General features: G+C 29.1%; 20 protein-coding genes. 4 read left to right on the top strand and 16 right to left on the bottom strand.

Features of this window, described 5'->3' with window-relative positions:
* Positions 1–85: 85 nt before the first annotated feature.
* Positions 86–1,597: an ABC transporter substrate-binding protein gene (locus NON08_RS12690; RefSeq protein ID WP_256691984.1), complete on the top strand. Its 1,512-nt coding sequence runs from the start codon at positions 86–88 to the stop codon at positions 1,595–1,597.
* 39 nt (positions 1,598–1,636) lie between these two features.
* Here NON08_RS12690 and NON08_RS12685 read toward each other — a convergent pair whose 3' ends face one another.
* The gene (locus NON08_RS12685; RefSeq protein WP_256691983.1) at positions 1,637–2,584 is read right to left on the bottom strand and encodes a hypothetical protein; all 948 of its coding nucleotides are present in this window, start codon (positions 2,582–2,584) and stop codon (positions 1,637–1,639) included.
* A 210-nt stretch (positions 2,585–2,794) separates the two neighbouring features.
* Between NON08_RS12685 and NON08_RS12680 the strand changes: the two genes are divergently transcribed.
* A complete protein-coding gene (locus NON08_RS12680; RefSeq protein WP_256691982.1) occupies positions 2,795–3,766 on the top strand; it encodes an alpha/beta hydrolase in 972 nt (323 codons plus the stop codon).
* Between the two features lie 140 nt (positions 3,767–3,906).
* On the opposite strand, the gene NON08_RS12675 is transcribed toward NON08_RS12680, so the two are convergent.
* The 4 genes from NON08_RS12675 to NON08_RS12660 form a co-directional block, all read right to left on the bottom strand.
* Complete coding sequence (locus tag NON08_RS12675; RefSeq protein ID WP_256691981.1) at positions 3,907–4,821, bottom strand: hypothetical protein; 915 nt, start codon at positions 4,819–4,821, stop codon at positions 3,907–3,909.
* A 52-nt stretch (positions 4,822–4,873) separates the two neighbouring features.
* Positions 4,874–5,653, bottom strand: coding sequence for a hypothetical protein (locus NON08_RS12670; RefSeq protein ID WP_256691980.1), 780 nt, complete (start codon positions 5,651–5,653; stop codon positions 4,874–4,876).
* 169 nt (positions 5,654–5,822) lie between these two features.
* Entirely contained in the window at positions 5,823–6,053 is a 231-nt protein-coding gene (locus tag NON08_RS12665; RefSeq protein ID WP_256691979.1) for a rubredoxin, read from the bottom strand.
* 217 nt (positions 6,054–6,270) lie between these two features.
* Positions 6,271–7,203 carry a hypothetical protein gene (locus NON08_RS12660; RefSeq protein ID WP_256691978.1) on the bottom strand — a complete coding sequence of 311 codons (933 nt, stop codon included), beginning with the start codon at positions 7,201–7,203 and terminating at the stop codon, positions 6,271–6,273.
* Positions 7,204–7,585: 382 nt separating this feature from the next.
* Between NON08_RS12660 and NON08_RS12655 the strand changes: the two genes are divergently transcribed.
* Both NON08_RS12655 and NON08_RS12650 read left to right on the top strand, forming a co-directional pair.
* Complete coding sequence (locus NON08_RS12655) at positions 7,586–9,052, top strand: hypothetical protein (protein ID WP_256691977.1); 1,467 nt, start codon at positions 7,586–7,588, stop codon at positions 9,050–9,052.
* A 5-nt stretch (positions 9,053–9,057) separates the two neighbouring features.
* Positions 9,058–9,648 (top strand): sigma-70 family RNA polymerase sigma factor, encoded by a 591-nt coding sequence (locus NON08_RS12650; RefSeq protein ID WP_256691976.1) that lies wholly within the window; start codon positions 9,058–9,060, stop codon positions 9,646–9,648.
* Positions 9,649–9,728: 80 nt separating this feature from the next.
* Here NON08_RS12650 and NON08_RS12645 read toward each other — a convergent pair whose 3' ends face one another.
* The 11 genes from NON08_RS12645 to NON08_RS12595 all read right to left on the bottom strand — a co-directional run bounded on the left by NON08_RS12645 (position 9,729) and on the right by NON08_RS12595 (position 22,741).
* Positions 9,729–12,011 (bottom strand): type IA DNA topoisomerase, encoded by a 2,283-nt coding sequence (locus NON08_RS12645; RefSeq protein WP_256691975.1) that lies wholly within the window; start codon positions 12,009–12,011, stop codon positions 9,729–9,731.
* Position 12,012: 1 nt separating this feature from the next.
* Positions 12,013–14,634, bottom strand: a complete 2,622-nt coding sequence (locus NON08_RS12640; protein WP_256691974.1) for a JAB domain-containing protein — start codon at positions 14,632–14,634, stop codon at positions 12,013–12,015.
* Positions 14,631–14,849, bottom strand: a complete 219-nt coding sequence (locus tag NON08_RS12635; protein WP_256691973.1) for a hypothetical protein — start codon at positions 14,847–14,849, stop codon at positions 14,631–14,633. The genes NON08_RS12640 and NON08_RS12635 overlap by 4 nt, the downstream gene beginning before the upstream one ends.
* Complete coding sequence (lepB, locus tag NON08_RS12630) at positions 14,850–15,344, bottom strand: signal peptidase I (RefSeq protein WP_256691972.1); 495 nt, start codon at positions 15,342–15,344, stop codon at positions 14,850–14,852.
* A 1-nt stretch (position 15,345) separates the two neighbouring features.
* Complete coding sequence (locus NON08_RS12625) at positions 15,346–16,128, bottom strand: type IV secretion system protein (RefSeq protein ID WP_256692016.1); 783 nt, start codon at positions 16,126–16,128, stop codon at positions 15,346–15,348.
* Positions 16,129–16,280: 152 nt separating this feature from the next.
* Positions 16,281–17,093: a hypothetical protein gene (locus tag NON08_RS12620; protein WP_256691971.1), complete on the bottom strand. Its 813-nt coding sequence runs from the start codon at positions 17,091–17,093 to the stop codon at positions 16,281–16,283.
* Positions 17,090–19,465, bottom strand: coding sequence for an ATPase (locus NON08_RS12615; RefSeq protein ID WP_256691969.1), 2,376 nt, complete (start codon positions 19,463–19,465; stop codon positions 17,090–17,092). Before NON08_RS12615 ends, NON08_RS12620 begins: the two co-directional genes overlap by 4 nt.
* Before the next feature lies 1 nt (position 19,466).
* Positions 19,467–19,721, bottom strand: a complete 255-nt coding sequence (locus NON08_RS12610) for a VirB3 family type IV secretion system protein (RefSeq protein ID WP_256691967.1) — start codon at positions 19,719–19,721, stop codon at positions 19,467–19,469.
* 9 nt (positions 19,722–19,730) lie between these two features.
* A complete protein-coding gene (trbB, locus tag NON08_RS12605; RefSeq protein WP_256691966.1) occupies positions 19,731–20,666 on the bottom strand; it encodes a P-type conjugative transfer ATPase TrbB in 936 nt (311 codons plus the stop codon).
* Entirely contained in the window at positions 20,644–20,916 is a 273-nt protein-coding gene (locus NON08_RS12600) for a hypothetical protein (RefSeq protein WP_256691965.1), read from the bottom strand. Before NON08_RS12600 ends, trbB begins: the two co-directional genes overlap by 23 nt.
* A 28-nt stretch (positions 20,917–20,944) precedes the next feature.
* Positions 20,945–22,741 carry a type IV secretory system conjugative DNA transfer family protein gene (locus NON08_RS12595; protein WP_256691964.1) on the bottom strand — a complete coding sequence of 599 codons (1,797 nt, stop codon included), beginning with the start codon at positions 22,739–22,741 and terminating at the stop codon, positions 20,945–20,947.
* Positions 22,742–22,747: the final 6 nt, after the last annotated feature.

Genomic DNA, 22,747 nt, shown 5'->3' with positions numbered 1-22,747 from the left:
ATAAATATTGAAAATAAAATTTGACATAGCTTTTTTTTTTTGATACCCTTATTTAAATAATCATTAAATAATAAGGGGGAATTCTATGAAAAAAATATTTAAATTATTACTACTAGTTACACTTTTTATTAGTTGTGGAAAAGAAAAAGAATCTACAAAGCAAGTAGCAACACCTAAAGAAAATAAATTAATTTATACTCAAAGTAGTGAATCTGTAACCCTTCATCCTCACGAAGCTACAGATGTGTATTCTAGAAGAATAATTTCAAATATTTTTGATAGACTTATTGAAACAGATGAAAATTTAAAAATAGTTCCTGGATTAGCCGAAAGTTGGGAACAAGTATCACCTACTGAGTTAAAATTTAACTTAAGAAAAGGAGTTAAATTTCAAAATGGTGATGAATTAACTTCTGAAGATGTAAAGTATACTTTAGAAAATGCTAAAAAGTCATCTAAAGTTGGGACTCTTTACTCAGCTATTGATACTGTTGAAACTCCTGATAAATATACAGCTATTGTTAAAACATCAGCTCCATCAGGTTCATTAATACACCATTTAACACACATAACAGCTTCTATTTTAAATAAAAATTATTACGAAAACACAAAAGATGTAAACCATGCTCCTATGGGAACTGGGGCATACTCTTTAGTAGAGTGGAAACCTGGATCATATATGACATTAAAAAGAAATGATGATTACTTTAGAGGTAAACCTGCTATTGAAATAGTTGAAGTTAGAGGAATTCCAGAAGAAAACAGTAGAGTTATTGCTATTGAAACTGGTGAGCATCATATTACAGGTGATATTGATTCTATTGGTAGAAAAATTCTTGGAGATAGAAAAGATATTAGAGTTGAGGAGATTAGTTCTCTTGGAGTTGGATACTTGGGGATTAATACAGAGAAAGGTGCTCTTCAAGATAAAAATGTTAGAAAAGCAATTGCAATGGGAATTAATAGAGATATTATTATCGAATCTGTTTTAAATGGTGCTGTTGAAAAAGCTAATAGTATCTTAGGTCCTGGAGTAGTTGGGTATTCTAAAGAAACTACTCCATTTGAATACAATCCTGAAGAAGCTAAAAAACTTTTAGAAGACTCTGGTTATAAAGATTTAAGCCTAACTTTAGTTACAAGTAATAATGAACTTAGAAAACAGATGTCTGAAATTATACAAGCTCAATTAAAAGAGATTGGAATCGATGTTAAAATTGAAATCTTAGAGTGGGCTGCATTTCTAAGTGCAACTGGAACAGGAAAAAGTGATCTTTTTATGCTTGGATGGTCTAACTCATCTGGAGATGCTGACTACGGTATAGGCTCTGTTCTTCATAGTAGTATGAAAGGTTCTTCTGGAAATAGAAGTTTCTTTGATAATCCTACTTTTGATGCTCTTTTAGATAAAGGAAAAGTTGAATTAGATTCTACAAAAAGATCTGAACTTTATGCTCAAGCTCAAAATATCATGAATGAAGAAGTTCCTATTCTACCAATCTACTTTATGCCTGCAAGTGCTGGTATTAGAGAAGAAGTTAAAGGATTTGTTCAATCGCCTATTAATAATCCTACTTTTTATAAATTATCGTTTTAATTAAAGAGAACCCTTAGTTTATAAGGGTTCTTAATTTTTTTATAGTGTTACTCTATTAGGTTTTATAACTCCACCTTCAAAAGCTAATGGAACCTTATTATAAAACTTAGCAATATTCTCTTTTACAACAGAATTGTCAGTATCAATTGCAGGTACCATATTCTTAATATCTTTCAAGCATTCTTCACAAGGTAAATCAAACAAAGCATTCTTCATTAAGTAAAATCCTATATAAGCATCATCATAATCACTTATATCTTCTGAATTAATCGTACTTAAAATATTTTCTATTTCATCCTCTATTATATTGTCATAAGATAGATTTATATATTGATTTAAAGAGTGTATCTTTCTTTCCCCTCTGTATGAAAGAACTTTCTCAATTATATCCTCTGAATTATGAATATATCTATTAGCTATAAATAGTTCATCATTAGGGCTAAAGTAAAAATCATATATATCGCTACCTATCTTATATTTAAGAAAATCCATTATCTCATGCTCAGCTTTAAATATATTTAAAGTTTTTAAGATCTCTAAAAAATCTGTAAACTTTAATCCCAAATAAGTATTTAAAATTCCAGATACAACATTATACAACTCAATCTCTTTAGATATTAACTCTTTATTATTATTTAAAAAGTCATATAAAGGTTTTGCAATTTTAGTATCTAAATCAATTTTTATAAATTCGCTATCTTCATCATCTTCTTCAAATGGACAAAGTCCAAGTTTTTCAAAGTCCATAACACATTCAAATAAACTCTCTGAATCTGGCACTACTCCATTATTTTCAAAATAAAGTTCTAAAAAATTATAAGTTTCTATAGGAAGATAGTGATATAATTTTCCCAAATTTTCTAAATATACCTTTTCAATCTCCTGAAATACTTTTTCATTATTTCTGTTTTTTTCAATACAAAATATCTCAATAACTCTTTCTAAATCCTCTTTTTTTAAATTCTCCAAATTTTCTAAAATCCCCATTTGATACCTCCGAATTTTTTATTTTTGTTTCCCCGTGTGAAGTATATTAATAGTATACCTCATTTTTTGACTTTGAATAGAGATTTTGTCCTCTCTAGAATTTTTTATTTCTATGTGTTACAAAAATTTTAATATTTCAAAAAAAGAAATTAAGATTATCTAAAGTAGTAAGTACATACGTAGTTATTTCTTTTTAAACGGAGGTTTAATATGTTATTTTTAACAAATCGTTATCCAATCGAAGATTTTAAAAATCCAAAATTAAAAAATTTTACTTTTAACTTAGATGATGTTGATCCAAGTCAAATCATCTTCTTTTGTAAGAAAAATAGTGCCATGAAATACTCTCTTCTTGAATGGAGTGATTTTTTTAGGGAACTTAAAAATTCTTCATATAAAAGTTTATTATTTTTTATTCATGGTTACAGTAACACTCCTGAAGAAATTTTCGAACAAACCATTAAATTACAAAATTTATGTGATTTGAAAAAAGATAAAGAGGTTCTTGTAGTCCCTTTTATTTGGCCTTGTGATAATGATCCAGGAAAAATTAAAGATTATTATGATGATCAAGTTGCTGCTGATAGATCTGCTACATCACTAGTAAATGCCTTAAATGATTTTTTAAAATGGGGGAAAACAGATGAAAATCAAGATATTCCTTGTTTAAAAAGAATAAATATTTTAGCTCATTCCATGGGAAATAGAGTTCTTAGACAAGCTTTATTTGAATGGCAAAAATATTATCAACGTCAAGGGGTTCCTTTAGTTTCAAGAAATACTTTTCTTGTTGCTGCTGATATAGAAAATGAATCTTTAGAAATCGGTAAACAAGGACAACATATATCAGATTTCTCTAGAAACGTAGTAGTTTACTTTTCTGCTGATGATTTAGCACTAAGGGGAAGTAAGGTTGCAAATTTAGCAAATGGTCTTGCTTCTAGAAGATTAGGGCATACTGGTCCAGAGAATATTGAGAAATGTAAAAAAAATGTTTTTTCTATTGATTGTGATAATATCAATAATTATGACTATGATACTACTAAAAAAATCAATAAAAAAGATCTCATGGGTCACAATTATTTAGTTGAAGAAGCTTTTTTTAATCATATGTTTAGTTGTATAATTACCGGTAGGGTTGAAGTTGATAACCTTGTTGATAGAACCTTTATTCTAAAATAATAAAATAGATCCTATAGGGTGGACATGTAAAAACAATTCCATATTATAGGATCTTTTTTTATATAATAATATTTAAAATATAGAAACCAGCTTTTTTTATCATGTCTTTGACATAAAATCCATTTTAAAACTTCAATAAACTACTTTTGATCCTTTTTACCAAATTTTTCTTCTGAAATTTTATTAAAAAAAGAAGGAATAAATTTTGTACTATACCCTAAAGCTGCAGCAAAAATATACAATTGTGATTCATCTATCGTTTTAGTATTATCTAGATAACTTAAAAAATTTATAAATATATAATATCCAGCTATTCCCGCACAAGTTGAATAAATTCCTCTTATCAATGAAAAAAGTACATAATTTTTAGTTAAAAAAGTGGATTTAAAAAATTGCTTATCACTCATTTTAAAATAAAGTGCAATTAATCCTCCTAAAGTAGACATATACATACTTTTTATAATTTTTACCATTCCTGGTTCTGCTTTTTTTGAATTTAATATCTTAATTAAGTTTGAATCAAAAAATACTGAGTCACTAAATATTGAATCACTAAATATTGGATCATTAAAAATTAAACTAATTGATTTTGAATCTGATACTAAAAATATTCTTGAAATTATTATTGAAACTAATGTAAAAATTACCAAGTAAATAATATAAGTTCGAAAATAAATTAATTTATTATTTGCTATTATTTCATCATCTAATTTATCAGAAATATAATTAAGCTCATCATCTATATTTTTTTTCAATTCATCATAATTAGAATCAGTTGATTTATTAAGAGTTAAACATAGACAAATAACTGAGGCAATCAAATTATAATAAATATTTTGGATTTCTTTTTTTCTAAATTGTATAGAATTTAGAACTATTGTCAATTTAAAAAGAATTTCTGAAATTTCAGAACAATACACACAAGAATGCTCTTCCTTTTCTAAAAAAATCTCTTCATTTTTTGAAAAAATTCTAAGCTTTTCTTCATCTTTCATTTTAAGAATCATATAACTACTTTTTTCATTCCCACAAAAAATATGTTCAATATTTTCCATATTTCCAACCTTTCTTATTTAAGAAAATTTTAATTAATTTTAAATTATATTTTTATTTTTTATCTAATTTATCTTTTACAGTATTATTAAAAATAGAAGGAAGATATTTTGTACTATACCCTAAAACCATTGCAATTATAAACATAGGAAGATGTGAGTTACGTAATTCTGGATTGTAAATGTAATAAACCAATACTCCTACACAAGTAGAATAAGATGCTCTTACTAAAGAAAGAATTATATAATTTCGTACTAAAAAAGAGTATTTAAAGGCTTCAGTATTAGTAAGTCTATAATAAAGAGCAATTAACCCTCCTATTCCAGCCATAATTATATTCATACTCATAAGAAAATAAATATTATTTTTTAGTAAATTATCATCAAATTTACCAAATTTAAATCTAATAATTAAAATTATGATTAAGGTAATAGCAAAATATAAAATATAAGTAAATAGATAAGCTAATTTATTATTTGAAATTATTTCATCAGTTAATTGTTCATCAATATAACTAATTTTATTGTTTATCTCTCTTTTTAATTCATTTTGACTAGAATTATTTAAAATTAAGCATAAAAAAATAACCGAAGCAATCATACTATAATAAATATTTTGCATTTTTATATTTTTAAAATAAAAACAATTTGAAATTATTGATAGTTTAAAAGTTAGATTTGATATCTGAGAAGAATAGACATTATAAATAAATGTTTCTTCTAGAAAAATCTCTTTGTTTTTTAAAAAAACTCTAAGTTTTTTCTCACCTTTCATTTTAACAATTAAATAGTCATTTTTTTCACTTCCATAAAAAATAGTTTCAACATTTTCCATATTCACAACCTTTCTTATATAAATAAAAATTATATTAAAATTAATTAATACTTAACTTCGCTATTTCTCCTTCATTCCTTTTTTAATCAATAAAAAAGCTATCTTAATATCTAAGATAGCCCATTTAAACATTTAAAATTTGATAACTAAGAAGTTAATTTACAATATTTTATTTCTTTTTAAAACCACTTTTAGATTCACCACATCTTGGACATTTCCAATTATCTGGAAGGTTTTTAAAAGAAGTTCCAGGAGGAATATTAGCCTTAGGATCTCCTTTTGCAGGGTTGTAAGTGTAACCACACACACCACATTGATATTTTTGAGTCTCTTCATCAGAAGTGCCAGAAGCAAAAACAAATGGGAATACAATTAAAAACATTAAGAATAATTTTTTCATTATCATCCTCCTATTCCAATATAAAGAATAAAAAATACCCCAAAAGACAACTAATTTTAATTAGACATCTATTCGAAAATAAATGAAAATATCCTTTAAATATTAAATCATATTCTAGAAAATTTTACTAACACTATACCTCCATATATTTTATATTAAATAAATTCAATATGCTATTAAGAGCACTTTATCACATATGTTTATTTTTTTAATTTTTTCAAGATAAAGCAACTCTATTAGGATTAATAAGTCCACCTTTTGAAATAATTGGAGTTTTGTTATAAAGTTTAGCTAAATTATGCTTGAAAAGAGCATTATTTATTATTGGATGTCCAACTTTATTTTCAATTTGTTCAAGAGTTTTTTCAAAAGGAATTTCTTTAATTAAGTTTGAAACAATATCCAAATCTAACGAGTGATTTTTAACTCCTAAATTTTCAACTTCTTTTATAATATTATTTATTTCAGGACCTTCTAAAATACGACCTAAAGATTTATAAATTTCTTTAGAGTGAAATACTTTAGGTTTAACATAAAATGGTTCTTCCCATGAGTTATAAACTGGAGATGAAGCAAGATACATTATTCCAGTATTATTTTGAAACATTTGAATCTCGTTCTCTTTAATTTTAGTCATATAAAAATGGAATAGTTCCAACCATTTCATTTCTCCTTGAGCAATGAGTTTTGTCTTAACTAAAACATTTGTAACCTCAGTAGATTTCATCATACCATGACTTAATAACGCTCCCAATATAACCTCTTTAATCTCTTGATCTCTTAACTTTATTTCTGGATTATCTTCTAAGAATTGTAAAAATTGTACTATAAAATTTCTATCAAAAGAGATATTAGTAACATCAGAATTTTTATTCTCTTCAGATACTTTGATTAAACCAAATCTAGAAATACGTTCAATATTATCATATAAAATATCATCTTTTCTAATGCTACCATCTTTTAAAACTTTCTTTAAGAAAATATCAGCATCAAAAGGAAGTTGCTTATAAACTAGCTTCATATTTGTATAATATGCTGTTTCTAATTTTTTAGCTGCTAAATCTTCTAAATTCTCTTCAATAGAAAAAATATCTAAAGCTTGATTAAAAAAATTTTCATTCAAATCCTTAAAAATTGTTAAAAGTCTCATTTAATCCCTCCTAAGTTTTACATAAAAATATTATAACAGTTTTTTCATTTAAGCATGCCTTTTGACTAGTTTATCTAATAAAAATTATAATATAAAACAAATAAATTTTTTAGCTTAAATGTCCACTCTATTTCAATAATTTTTATTTTTTTCCCCGTATGAAGCATATTAATAGTATACCTCATTTTTCAACTTTGAATAGAGATTTTGTCCACATGAGAATAAAAAAGAAGAAAACTATCAATTTCATGTACTTTATAAATTAATAGTTTGTTGTTATTAGTAAATAATATACTTTAATTTGTAAAAAATTACTAATACACTAATTTAAATGCTTTATGATAAAATATTTAAAAGATATTTTAAAGAAAGGATTGATTTTATGTTCAAGTCATGGGGTGAAAAAGAATTTATACTTTTTAAATATCTCCTAAAAAATTCGACTTTTTATTTTTGGGAATTGGAAAAAAATCTACCTTTTTCTCGTGTATCAATAAAAAATGCTCTTGATAATATAAACTATTTTTTACGAAACAATAATATTAAAGAAATTGAAAAAAAAGGCGGTATTTTTCATTTTCCATCAACTGAATTAGAAGATTTTTCTATTCAGTGCAATTTTTTTTCAACTAACACTGAACGTTTTGATTATTTATTAATAAAACTTATTTTTAAAAAAGAATTAGTGCTTACAAAAGAAGTTGAAACTCTTGAAGTTTCTAGAAAAACCTTAGAGAATATTTTAAATAATATTAAAAATTTTGTTAGTACTTACGAACTTGAGATAATATCTCAACCATGGAGTGGGTATTATTTAAAAGGGGATATCAATAATATTATTAAATTATCTTATGAGTTTTTAACATATTTATTACTTTCTAAAAGTTTTAATCCAGATTTTTACCGTATTTTTGATTTTCATAATTCTAACCTTGTTTACAAAACTCTTTATACATTCATTCAAAAAAAAGATATTATTGAGTGCGAAAATTTCATCAAAGAGATTTTTGATTTTCTTAATTGTCCTTTAGATTTATTTTATTACAATCTTAATGTCTCTATCGTTCTAATATTAAAACAAAATATTAGTTTTTTAAATTCCTTTACTTATGAAACAATTCAAAATAAAAATTATAAACTTAATATTAATTCTTTATTTAAAATATTAGATAAATATCCTAATTTAAGCTGTATAAAATATTATATCCCTTATTTTTTAGAAATATTTTATGAGATTAATCCAACTACTATTAAACCAAAAGATAGAACAATTTGCTTTTTGCACGAATTAAAAAATATTTTTGAATTTGATATAACCTCTAGTTTACTATCAAAAAGTGAATGTTGCATTAATTTTATCGATTATAAAATAAAGTATAATCTTAAATTTTATAATTTAAGATTTAAGGATTATCCTCCAATTTATACTGAAACCTTTTATAAATCTTTAAAAATTTTTAATAAATATTTTACTAATATTTCTGAAGAAAATTCCTTTATTATAATTTCAACACTTAAAAAATTTTTTATTTCTTCTAAAAATTTTAACAAAAATATTCTTATAATAATACCTGAACTATTTAAGATAACTGCTGTTTACGTAAAAAAAGAACTCATAAATAAATATTTTACTAATGATGTTGATATTTTATATGCCTTTCAAAATTTTTCTTGGGATTATATCAATAATAAGTATGATTTAATTTTTTTTATCAGTAACTTTGATTTGAATATTTACAATGATAATATCCATATTCGAATACCATATTACACAATTAAAGGAAATGAATTTATAAATGATCCACATTACTTTACAAAATTTAATATAATATCTAACTTAAAGGAGTGAAATTTATGAATAAATATGACATTTTAAAATTTGCTCGAGAAGGTGATGAAGAGGCTATAGAAAAAATTATAAAACAATATAATGCTCTTGTTTGTAAAACAAGTCGAAATTTTTTTATAAAAGGTGGCGATTCTAATGATCTAATACAAGAGGGATTTATTGGACTTTTTAATGCTATTAAAAATTATGATGAATCTAAAAATGCTTGTTTTATAACCTTCGCACATATTTGCATAAAAAGACAAATAATTACTGCCATTAAAAATTCTAATGCTGATAAATTTAAAGTCCTTAATGAAGCCTCAAGTCAAAAAAATTATTCAGAACACCAAGAGAAAATATCTTATTCAAAACCATCCTTATCTCTACAATCTCCAGAAGATATATTGCTAGGTAAAGAGTTAGTTAACCTTTTACAAGAATACTTGAACAATAGCTTAAGTGATTTTGAAAAAAAAGTACTCTACTATCTAGTTCAACAACAAACCTATCTAGAAATTGCTCAAATGTTAAATGATACACCTAAACGAATTGATAATACAATTCAGCGAATTAAAAAAAAGATAAAAACATATTTAAATACTTATATTAAATAATATATCAAGCTAAATTCAAAAGGAGTGATTTTCAATAATCACTCCTTTAAACTTATAATAAAAATTCACACTTTCTTTTCCTAACTCTTCAAAAACTCCACTATCTCAAATCCCTCGTAATTAGCTTTCAGTTTTATCTTTGCGCTATAACTTTTCCCAGCCTTACTCTTTAACCCTTTTACACTAATAGTCTTTCCCTTTATAAGCTCTTGAAACCTCTTTAAAGATATAGCCTCATTTTTCCAAAATATAAATCCACAAGAGCAGTTATAAGCTTTTTTAGACTCTGTTATATCTCCCTGACACTTAGGACAAGCTCCAATAGTCTCTTTAACTCTTTCTCCGTACTCTAACTTTTCGTAATCCTTTGACATAATATCTAAAAAATCCTTTTCAACCTTTCGAACTAGTTTAGATACACTTGCGCCCTCCTCTATCTCCCTTTGTATTAGCCACCACTCAGCTGTCACATTGGCAGTTTTAACCTCATCAGCTATATATTCATAAACCTTTAATCCAAGCTCTGTAGGAACTATCTCCTTTCCCTTTAACTCCACATACTTATCTCTAAAAAGATCTTTTATAACAGTGGAACGAGTAGCAGGAGTTCCTATGCCACCACTCTCCCCTTTTTTCCCTTTATCCTTATCCTTTAGAGCTTCTTTTAATCTAATATCTTTTACATATTTAGATATAGATGTCATATCCTTTAATAGAGTAGCCTCAGTATACTGTTTTTTAGGCGCTGTTTCCTTTTCCAGTATTTTGCCACCTATAATTTCGCACTCATATTCTCCGCTATACAATGAGCTTAAAGAGCTACTCTCCTCTTTTTCCTCTTCAAAGTCTCTCTCATCTAAAAACTCCCTATATCCATAGTCCAGTGTTTTGCTAGATGTCCCTTTAAGTATTAAACTATCTACAACTCTTACCTCTCCCAAAGTTTTTTCCATAATCATAGCTCCTAAAAACTGAACTATATAGTACTTACAGACAATCTCATAGATATTTCTTTCCTCTTCAGTTAGTCTTTTTAAATCTATAGTTGTATTTGTAGGTATTATTCCATGGTGTGCAGTTACTAAATCATCATTAAAACACTTTGAAACTTTTGTATAATCCATATTTTCCACTTTAATACCCAGATTTTTAAAAACTCTTTCCATAACTTCTGGTGCCTCTTTAAAATGTTCTAAAGATAGGTACTGGCAATCAGAACGATTATAAGTTATAGCTTTGTATTTATCTCTTAAATCTTGAGTTACTCTCATAACTCTATCACTTTCATAGCTCCACTTTTTATTACAATGCTGTTGCAACTCTATTAGATTAAATGGTAGAGGAGGTTCTTTTTTAACTATCTCTTTAGATACTATTAATCTTTGAACTCCATTTATCTCTTTATCTAACTCCTCTAGTAGAACTTTATCTACAACTTTTCCATCTGACAAAATCTCCTTAGGTGGTACAAGATTTAACTTTAACCTTACTCTTTCATTTAATCTAGCAAACTCATCAGCTAAATTTTCCAAAGCTACCTTTTTTCGACTTTCATCTAAAAACTCTTTTTCATATCTCTCAATAGCCCTTATATACTCCTCTTTTTCTTGAGCATTTGATTTTTTTACAACCTCTACACTTTTTTCTAAGATGTAATAGCTAGATTTTACGTGATTTTTAATCTCTAGATACCTATTTACAATTAGTCCAAGAACGGGGGATTTTACTCTCCCCACAACAACTCTTCCCTCATTCATATTGGCTTTTAATGTAAAAAATCTGCTACCATTAACCCCAAGATACATATCAGCTAAACTCCTAGCATAAGCAGCTTTTCCAAGAGGCTGGTATTTTTCATTAGGTTCCATCTTTTTAAAAGCCTCTCTCACTTTATTAGTGTTATTATCATTTATTAGTACCCTCATAACTGGCTTTTTACAGCTGAAATACTCTATTAGTTCATCAATTAGCAGTTGCCCCTCAGAATCAGGATCTCCTGCATGAATCACTTTTTTTATCTCTTTATTTTTTAAAAATCTCTCTATTAACCCCAGTTGTCTATCTATAACTTTTTGACTATTTTCTAATCTCTCTTTCTCCTCCTTTGATAACCCATTTCCTACGTTATAAAACTTTGGTCTACGCTCCCAAGTTTCATCAATTTTTATGGGTAGATCTAGTAGTTTCCAAGTTTTAAACTTTTCATCTATCTCTTGAGGTTCTTTAAGTTCAAGAAGATGTCCACTTGCCCAAGTTAAAATAGAACTTTCACTTTCAAAGTATCCAGTACTTTTTTCAAAGCCACCTAAAGCCTCTGCTATAGCTTCAGCTACCCCTTTTTTTTCAGCTATTATTAAATCCATATCATCTCTCCCTACCTAAACTTTGTCCACGCTCTCTTCTCTCCTCTTGAAACTTTTTCCAAGGATTTAACTTTTCCATCTTTATACTTTTATCTAAATCTAAACTTCTCTCTTTTTCATCTGTCATAACTTTTTCACAAAAGTTCATAGCTCGCCTATTAAAGCTTCTATTTAACCTTAACACCTCACTTTTTTCACTCTCTATATTTTTATTATTAATAAAAGGTGAAATATATCTATCTGCATTGGTTTCTATCTCTTTAACTATACTTTTAAACTTATACTCTAGACCTTTAGCCACCTCTTCCTGCCCTCCAAACTCTAAAGCTCCCAACTCCACGCGAACTCTTCCACTTTTAAAGCTTTTACACTCTATTTCAAAATCCACATTTCTTCTCTCTTCAAAGTTTCTTTCTATCTCTTTATCCTTTAAAAGTATCTTTGAAAGCAGTCTATACCCCTCAACTCCCTCTAAAGTAGTCCCATCTTTAACTTTAAAATCCACTTCAGAAAAGTTCAATTTCACCTTTAAATCTTTGAAATCATCTCTTTCCAACCTACCACTATTTAAAACTCCTAGGGCCACCTTTTCACCCATTTTTAAAATCTCATATAGTTCCTGCGGTTTATCCATAAACTCTTTTCCAACTCTTTTAAATACATAGCTACCTTTCTCACTGTTTTCAAGTCCCAAATGATTTTTTAAAAGAGTCAGAGCAACACTACTTATAAACTCCTCTTTGTAGTGGTTTTTAGATAAAATATTATACTCTCTATCCAGTCTATTTGGATGTGAAGTGCTATTTATAAATTGTTTTAAAAGTTCAACCTCTCTATCTTTTCCCTTTAAATTTTGAGATATTACAATTGTGTCATGTGCTCTATCGTAATAGCTTAAATCTCCAGCTCTTTCCTCAATTTTACAAGGAATATTTTTTAGTAGTTTATCCACATCCCTTTCAATTGTTTTCTCTAACTTTGGAAAGTTTTCTATCTGTTCACCATTAAATAGATGGATTCGAATTTTATCCTTTTGAACACTCTCTTTAAAAAACGCCACCTTCTCCTCCACAGATAGGTTTTCATATCGGTTTTTAGTAAGAACCTCTCCATCCTTATCCCTTAAAATAGTTTTTTCCAAAGTTGTAGCTTTCTCACCTTTTTTAATACTGTAGCCCAGTCTATCAGCTTCATTTAGTGTTAGCCACCTTGAATCCATATATCCTTTTTCGCTACTTTTTTCTAAAAGAACTAGTGCATCTAACCCCTTATATTCATTTCCTGTTACAGGATTAAATAGTTGTCCCAGTACCTCGTTTTTTACTGGATTTACTCCTTTTTCACACCTTTCTAAAAACCTTTTAATAAATTTTTCCTCCACAGGAGAAAGTTCAGTATCCCTTTTAAATGCTAACTCCTTCTCCTTTACCTCATTTCTTTCAACTTTAGGTGTTTCTATTAGAGGCTCTTTTTCAAGTTCAATTGATATAGGATTTGGTTTTTCTGTGAGTTTACTAAAGGTAGCTAGATTGTCCTCTCTCATTGAGGTATATCCCTCTCTTGAAATAACTACACTATCAACTAATCTACATCCAACTCTTTCTAGCATATCCCCCATCTCTTGAGTTAAACTAATATCTTTTTTAGAAGGAGTTAGATTTCCTGAAGGATGGTTATGGATAAACATTACAGAGTGAGCTTCACTATCCAGTGCTAGTTTTAGTATCTCTCTAGGATAAACTGCACTACGGTCTATAGTTCCATAAAAAAGATTACTATTTTTAATAATATTATTTTGTTTGTCTAAACAAAGAACTTTAAAAACTTCATAATCTTTCTCTCCAAGCTCTGCTCTTACATAGTGTGCAAGCTCTTTTAAGTCGCCACTATATCTCATTCTTTCAACCTTTTTTGCTAAAAAATCATCAATTGTATCCTTTAAAATCTTCAGTTCTGAGTTTTTTTCATTTTTTATCTCTTTTACAATATCCTCATAATTTTTAACCTTATACCCATGAGCTTTAAATATATTAACTAGATTTTTCTCTTTTTCACTATAATTTCTATCTTTTGCTTTTTCTAAACTCTCCAACACTGTTTTATGAACTTCCTTATATTCTAAGATTCTCTCATATCCATCATTGATGAAAGAAGCCACTTTATCCTCTTTATCTATGCCCACACTGTCAACAAGATTATATCCCATATCATCTAAAGTATCTCTAAAGTAACCTGAATACTCAAAGTTATCACTATTTACTAAAAGTATTCCACCTTTAGCAAATCTCTCACTTAAAGCTGCTCTTAAAACGTTGTTTTCTATCTCTTCATAATTACTTTCTAAAACATTACTTTCTAATTTTTTAAAACTTTCCACTTCATTATTAGCATTTAAAGACAGCAGTGCCATATCTCCATATTTTATATTAATATCTGGGTCTCTAAAGTACTCACAAATATTAGCTACATCATTGAAGCTTTTTAGCATAATTTTCTCTGAATTTCTAACTTTTCCCATATAATCAATTATAGACGCCAAATTTTCACTCTCTTTTAAGTTATATTTAAGATTTTCCTTTAACTCTAACTCATTCTCGCTTCCAAACTCTCTTAATATACTCATGGCTCTACCTCTTTATATGATGATACTAAGTCTTCAAACTCCTCCTTTTCCAGTAACTCTTTAACATCCTGGCATTTACAATAGTTTAAAAAGGATTCGACAATACTTTCTCTTAAATATTTTGTATTCTCCTCATGCTCCTCTATAAGCTTTTCTATTTTATCTAACTGCTCTAAAATAACTTCCTTTTCTAATCTCTCTTGGTTATAATCCATTTAAAACTCCTTTATTAAAATAGTTTTTTTTAATATTTCGTTTTTTTCCACAGCTCCAAAATATCTGCTATCAAAGCTATTTTTCCCTCTTCCTAGAAGAAAAACCTCACCACTTTTTAAAACTCCATCTTTTACAAAACTAACTAACTCTCTGCCTTTTGGATCCACCTCAGCAATATCTCCTTTAAACTCACCATTTATATAGATTTTATTGTGATCTACCTTAATAGAATCCCCTTCTACTGCTACCACCTCTTTTAAAAGTGTCTTTATATTTTTAGGCAGATACCCTCTAGAATAAAGGGTTTCTTCAATATTTAAGGGGATATTTAAAACTACAACGTCCCCTTTTTTTAACTCATCAATCTCCTTTAATAGATAGATACCTTTTTCCATACTAGGAGATAGATTTAAAACAAAATATCTATTGCTTAGCTCTTTTACAAAGAGATAAAGTAATAAAGAGGTTGCTATAATACCTATTTTTCTTCTCATCCTAACCACCAGTAGCTTTCTTATATGCAGAATAAACCTTTTCACCCATATTTTTTATCTCAGAACCAGCTTTTCCAATATTCCCACGATTTAAGTTACCAGAAGCATTTCTTATTCCAGAATCAGTAAGAGATAAATTGCTTATTGATCCAGTTAAAAGTGTTGACACTATAATTGGAATTCTTGTTATTAGTAAAAAGAAAAATATAACTATCACCAAATTATTTATAAGTCCAATGGGATTTTTATCATCTATAGAATCTAACATTAAAAAATTCTCAATATACCTATTAAAAAAGTTTATAATTATAACAGCTACCATAATCTCAACTCCTTGGGAAAGAAGAGAGTGAAGTCCCTTTGTGGCCACCTCTCTAGTCTTAGAGAAAACTCCAAAGGGCATAAGTACAAAAGCCAGTGCTGTTGTAAGATAAAACTTTATAAAAATAATAACTATCTCTAGAGCTATAAGTCCTGCCACAATTCCAAGGCTACTTCCAAGTAGAAAAAGAGTTATTGGCAAACTTTCGATTAAAGCCAAGTCCATAGCTAAAGCTCCAGCTGAAACAGTTAGAAATATTGGTGTTATCTTTGACATAACCAGTGAAAATACAACTCCTGGAGAGGTTTCAAGGGATTTTGAAGCCACCCCAATAGAAGCCAAATTCCCAAGTTGTATAAAGCCATCTAAAACAGTTTTTATAATATATCCGTACTTTGTTATAACCCATATGAAAAACCCATAGAGAAGAATTTTTTTCATAAAAGTTATAAATATTCCCATTCCATCGTCCTCATTAAAAAGCATGGAAAGAGTTAAGTCCAACATTAAAAATATATAGAGCATACTTTTAACAGTTGGAGTTAGGTTGTTTATTATACTTGTGCTCAAATTTTTAAACTCACCTATAACCACTAAAAAGTCTAAAATTTAAATCAGCCTCCAATCGTCACTTTCTGTTTTTTTAGCTCCTCATATCTTTGTAACTCCTCATTCATAGATTTTTTCAAGTCAGCTTCAAGAGTATCAAGTTTGTTCTCTTTTGCATTGTCCTCTGTCACCTTTACAGATTCCACAGAAGCGTTCATTTTAACCATTGTTGACATTACGCTTTTTAAATCTAGTAGTATTGTATTAGTTTGTCCAAGTAGATTATTTGTTGCTTGAATTGCTTGAAGGGCACCAGTTGTTGTACTGCTGGCATTAAGTAGAGTTTCTAAGTTTGCTTTATCACTTTTAAGTTGTGCTGTAAAACCTGAGTTTATCATAGAATCATAAAGAGCATATTGCGTCATCTCCTTAGCTTTTTTTAGCTCTCTATCCACTTTTTTAAGATTCTCCTCTGTAAACTCTGTGTTCTTTTCAAAATTTTCCGGGTCCTTTTTATATATATCCCAATATCTATTAACTAGTTCTTGTTGATTATATATAAATCCCTTACTTTGATCTTGTAATGAAATAGCCTGATTTAAAGTGTATCTCAAAGAGTTTATATTTCCATCACTTATATTTTTTCCAAGTCTTTTTAAGTTTTCAACTTGATTTTTTATCATATTTATCTCATTTTCAATCTGTTTTGCCTGTTTTATTCCTTGGTCCAATAGCTCTGTATTCATCCCAGTTTGAGTTTTAGATATAGTTTTAACTAAATTTAGTAAATCTCCAAACCCCTTTATGCTTATAGATTTTCCCAAAGTTGAAAGTCCTAAAATTATAAAAAGCAACACTAAACTCCTAATTTTTCTCATACCTCACCATCCTTTAAATTTAAAAACTCCTTTGTAAACTCATCTCTATTACCACATCTTTTATATATCTCTAAAGCTAGATTTTGATTCTCTTGACTTGAAGAAGCAAGAAGTTTCAAACTTTTTTCGCGTAGTGCTAAAGAAAACTTTCTAGCTCCAACTTCACTTTTTAAATAGTACTCTTTCTTTGGAGTTGAAACTGCTATAATCTCTACCTCACGTCTATTTAAACCAAACTTTTCATAGATAGGTATATAATTTTCCCCTTGAGCATTCAGATTAGGTAAAAATATCTTTGTTTTACATGCATCTAAAATTGTTGTAAAGAGCTTAGAGTTTAAAATATCTCCTAACTCCTGTGTAGCAAAAACAACAGATGTATTTTTCTTTCTAAGGACCTTTAACCACTCACGAATCTTATTTGAAAACATCTCATTGTCAAAGAACATCCAGCACTCATCTAGTATAATTAAACTTGGGCTACCATCTAATCTTCTCTCTATCTTATGAAAAAGGTAGTTTAAAAGTGGAATTAGAGCCTGCTTATTGTTAAAAATCTTTCCCATTTCAAATACCTGCCACCTATCATAGTGTATACTCTCTTTATCTGAGTCAAAGTATCTTCCAAGAGCTCCAGTTATCATATAGTTGCTAAGAGCCTCTTTTAATGTTGTGTCACTTAGATAGTTAGAAAATGCTGTTAAAGTTCGAAACTCTTTTGGAGTTGTGCCTAGAAGTTTTAAAGCTTCCCATATTTTATCCTTTTGTAGTGGTGTCAGCTCTATTCCCTCTTGGATAAATATCTCAATTATCCAATCGTTAGCCCACATTAACTCTATTTCAGAGTCCACATCACCAAGAGGTTGAAAGCTTAAATCCTCCTCCCCCAAATCATAAAAGTGCCCACCCATAGAGTATGTAAGAACTCTACTTGAACCATCTTTATCAAAGAAATATACATTTGAGTTATCATATCTAAAAAAGTGAGAAGCTATAGCACCTAAAAGCACCGATTTTCCAGCTCCAGTTGGTCCTACAATACATGTGTGCCCCACATCTCCCACATGAAGATTAAATCGAAATGGTGTTGCTCCTTCAGTTTCTGTATAGATAAGTGAATCAACTTTCAGATGTCTATTTTCCCTATCCCCTGCCCAAACTGAGTTTAGAGGTATAAGGTGGGATAAAGTTATAGAGTTTAGAATTGGTCGTCTAATATTATGGTATATATCCCCAGGATTACTTCCAAGATAAGCTTCAACTCCATTGACACCCTCGATTACTGCCACAAATCCCATATCATTTATAGTTTTACAAATAAGCTCTGCCTTTCTCTCAACCTCATGAAAATCAGAATCCAAAACAATAATTGTACAAGTATAGTATCCTTGAGATAAATAATCCCCTCTTACTAAGTTCATTTGATCATCTATACCCTCAGCTTTTTCAAGGGCATCTCGGTTTTCATTTAGATGTTTTTCTCCATTTGTAAACTCATTTAAAACTCTTTGAAGAAAAGATAATCTCCCTTGGAAAGTAGTGTTCCAGACACCTTTTAATATTGATAGTGACTCCTGCTTTCCAAGAGTTAAAAACCTTGTTACCCACCTATACTCTATATTCAGATGGTTCAATCTATCGAAAAATCCAGCCTCTGTATATTGTGGAAAATCAAGAATAGAGATAGTTCTCATATGTTTTTCTCCAAGTTGAGGCTTTAAGCCACCAATCATAGGAGTGTCACATAGATAGTTTCCCATATAGTTTGGAACAGTTGGAATTTTAACCTTTGCCATCTCATACTGAGATACACAAGAGTGTAGATAGGTGTATGTTTCCTCGTCATTTAGTGGATATATTTCTAAAAAAATCTCCTTTAACAGCTCATATATCTCCCCACACTCTTTTTTAAACTTTTCCACCACTTCATCTAAGTTATTCTTTCTAGAAACCTTTCTCTTCACAAAAAAGTCACCTAATTTTTTCCTATTATCTAGTGGTGTTAAATACACAAAAGTTAAATAGTACTCACTTTCAAAATGATTTCCACTTTGAAAATGGCCATATCTTTCCTCATCAATAATTTGTAATCCTAAAATATGAGAGTTATTTTTTACATAGCTATCACTGCGTTTTCTTCTAGCCTCTACAAATATGCTCCAGCCACTATCAAATCTTTTTATTACGTTATTTATTTTTGCCACAATATACTCTAGCTCCTCCTCTGTGGCGTTATCTAAATCTTTTCCTCTATATCTAAAAGTTTTTTCTAAAGTTCCATTTTTATTTAAAACCACTCCCTCATCTACAAGCAGTACCCAAGGGACATAATAGCTTAACTTATCCTTTAATTTTTTATACTCTCTTATCATATTAGCCCTCGTTTAAATAGTCTTTTTGTTTGCTATATCTCTTAAAAAAAATCTTTATAAGCAGAGGATCTTTTTTACAAACTCCCCTTAAAATAAAGTGAATAATAAAGTTGATAACCAGTAGCATTGGTTGCTTTAAAGCTAGTAAAAATACACCTCCTAAGGTTATATTTAGTATAAAAGCCTCTCTTGAAACTCCCATAATTGTTTGAGGCTTAATAAGTCCTTGGCAAACAGGTACTCTATTTTTCTTCATAACTTCCTCCTAGAACTCTTTTAAAATATATCCCTTATTAAACTCCACTAGCTCAGTTATAGATGTTACCTTTCTTAAGCCACGCTCTCTTTTTAAAACCACAATAATATCAACAGTTTTTCCAATCAGCTCCTGCTGTTTATTTACAGATACCCTTTCAATATACTGTTCAAGTTGTCTTAAGCCACCAATAGCTGAATCACTATGAATAGTTGAGATACCTCCAGGGTGTCCAGAGTTCCAAGCTGTTAGTAAATCTAGAGCCTCTTTTCCTCTAATCTCTCCAACTATAATTCTATCTGGCCTATATCTCATAGTTGATTTTAAAAGGTCTGTCATCGATGTATAATCAGAAGTTTTAAAGAAAACTGTATTTGGGCAAAGGCTTTGTAGCTCTCTTGTGTCCTCTAAAATAAGCAACCTTTCATCTTTTTTTATGCTACCTATGCAAGCGTTGACAAAAGTTGTTTTTCCGCTACTTGTTCCTCCAACCACAAGTATATTTTTTCTATCATGAATAGCTTTTTCTATAATATTTAATTGATTCTCTTTTAAACATCCCATATTCACATAATCCCTTAGAGAAAACACAAGAGTTGACATCTTTCTTATTGTAAAACTTGGGTTTTTCACAGTTGGTGGAACTCGCCCTTCAAATCTAAATCCTGTTTCAGGAAGCTCTGCACTTAGCCCACTATTTCTCTCATCCACTATGGTTTTTACATGAGTTGCCACAGTGTTTATAATTCTCATAGCTGTGTCTGCATCTACAAAAAGCTCAGTATCTCTTTGGCCACCACTTAAAGTATCTATCCAAAGTTTTCCATCTGGGTTTAGCATCACCTCAATCACATCATCATCTTGAAGCAACTCCAAAATCTCCTTCCCAAAAGAAAATCCCAAAATATTTAAAATTCGTCTATTATACTCCTTTTTCTGCTCCATTCTCCACACTCTCACCTTCTTTTAACTCCAACACTTTCCCTAGCTCATCATGTAGTTGTTTTAAAAAACTCTTATCACCTCTTTTAGCTTCCAAAATTCTAGCTGTACTCTCGTTTTTCACAAATCCATAGAAATATTCAATTGTTAATTTTTTCAGATACTCATTTTTTTCCATCTTTAACTTTTTTGATTTTTCAAGTATCTGTTGTTTTTTATCATCATAACTTTCATAACTTTTCTTTTTATTCATACTCTACTCCTCCAACATTTTCTCCCTTCTACTTCTCTACAAAATTGTATAACCCCTCTATTTTTTCAACTTTCTCCTTCGTTTTATCTAAAAAGTACTTTTCCAAATAGTATCTAATCTTATAACCCATAAGTGGATATTTCCCACCAAAAGCTATAATATTTCTTTTATCACTCAGTTTATTTCTTACCTCTTCAGGAGTTAAAAGTCTTCGTCCCATACTGTTTTCAGATATATTTCCATCAAGCCCTACTCCCATTTTTTTAGAAGATTGATTTTTTACTTTAATTGTTTTTTCCCCTAAAATATCTGATATTAGTTGTGGAGTTTCTTTATCAGAAGGAGTTGGAGTATAGTAAACAGACACCATACAGTTATCTAAAATAGTATTTCTATCTCCATATACATTTTTTAATTGATTTAAAGCTTGAGCTATAATAACAGCTTTCATTCCATATCCAGCTATATAAGCTAATGCTTTCTCTAAAAGCGGAACTTTCCCAAATGCTGGAAACTCATCTAACATAAGCATCATTCTATGTTTATGAGGAGAGCTATTTATATCTTTTAGTTCTGGACAAAGAGTTCCAATAATCTGAGTTAATAAAAGCCTAACAAGGGGGGATAGTGTATCTATAGCTTCAGCTTCAACAACTACGTATAAATCCACAGGTGTAGTAAAATTCATTAAATCTGTAACTTTAAAATCAACCTTTCTAGTGTTTTTTCTAATAATAGGGTCCTTAAATAGTGTCAGTGTAGCAAGTGCAGAGGATATAATACTTGCTGCCTCTTTTTCATCCTTATTTATAATCTCTGCTGCAGTTCTAGCTACAATTGGATGAGTTCTAGGTGGGATACCCTCTAGTTGAGACTCTTCATAAATATTTTTAAAAAATCCATCTTTTTCAACATGTTCATGAACAATTAAACCTCTTAGTCTATCAAAAAGTGGAGCCTCTGTTGATGTTAGATAATCTACCAGGTCACCAAATGCTGCTACCTCTCCTTTTTTATCTTTTTCATAGAGCACATGAAGTATCATTCCAACTAAAAAAGTACTTGCTGAAGTTTCCCAGTGGTCTCTTTTTTTACCAACTCCAGGATCTGTCAAAATATCAGCAATAATTTGAACATCTTTAAACTCCCAAGAACGACCAAGTCTTACTCCACCTAAAGGGTTATATGAAATAGAACTCTCTGAATAGGGTGCAAATTTTAGTAGTTTATGTTTTAAACTGTTTTTTCTATATCCTGATGTTAAAGCCCAGTTTTCCCCTTTTAAATCCAGTACTAAAGAGCTACCTTGCCAGTTTAAAAGTGTTGGTATAATGATTCCCACCCCTTTTCCAGAACGGGTAGGAGCTATTACAGATATATGTGTTTTATCGTTTTCAATAACTGTTTTTCCATTTTTAGTTCTTCCTAAAATAACTCCGTCCCTATACTCACCTTTTTTACAAAGAATACCCATCTCTGAAAGCTCGCTCTCTTTTATCCAACGAGCTGAGCCATGAGAATCGAGCTCCTGTTTTTTTAAAAGATAAATAAATATCCCCACAGTAAAAGTAAAAAGTAAACTTGCTCCTAAGGTTGTACTTATATCCACATATCTTTTTAAATATGGATTTTCATATAAGACCTTCCATCGCAGTATTGAATATGGGTTATAAAGTCTTTCATATAGAGGTTTTCCAAGGGCTATATGATAGTTTAGAGCCCTAGCCAAATTTTGTGTGGCAACTCCCAAAGAGATAGTTACCATAGTAAAAAGAGTTCCTGCTACCACAACATATTTTTTTGTTTTTTTATCTAATCTTTTCATATTCCA

Source organism: Cetobacterium sp. NK01, assembly GCF_024506395.1.
In the GTDB taxonomy this organism is placed as follows: Bacteria; Fusobacteriota; Fusobacteriia; order Fusobacteriales; family Fusobacteriaceae; genus Cetobacterium_A; species Cetobacterium_A somerae_A.
Note: the sequence above shows the minus strand (reverse complement) of the source record. Positions and strands in the feature narration are given on the sequence as shown.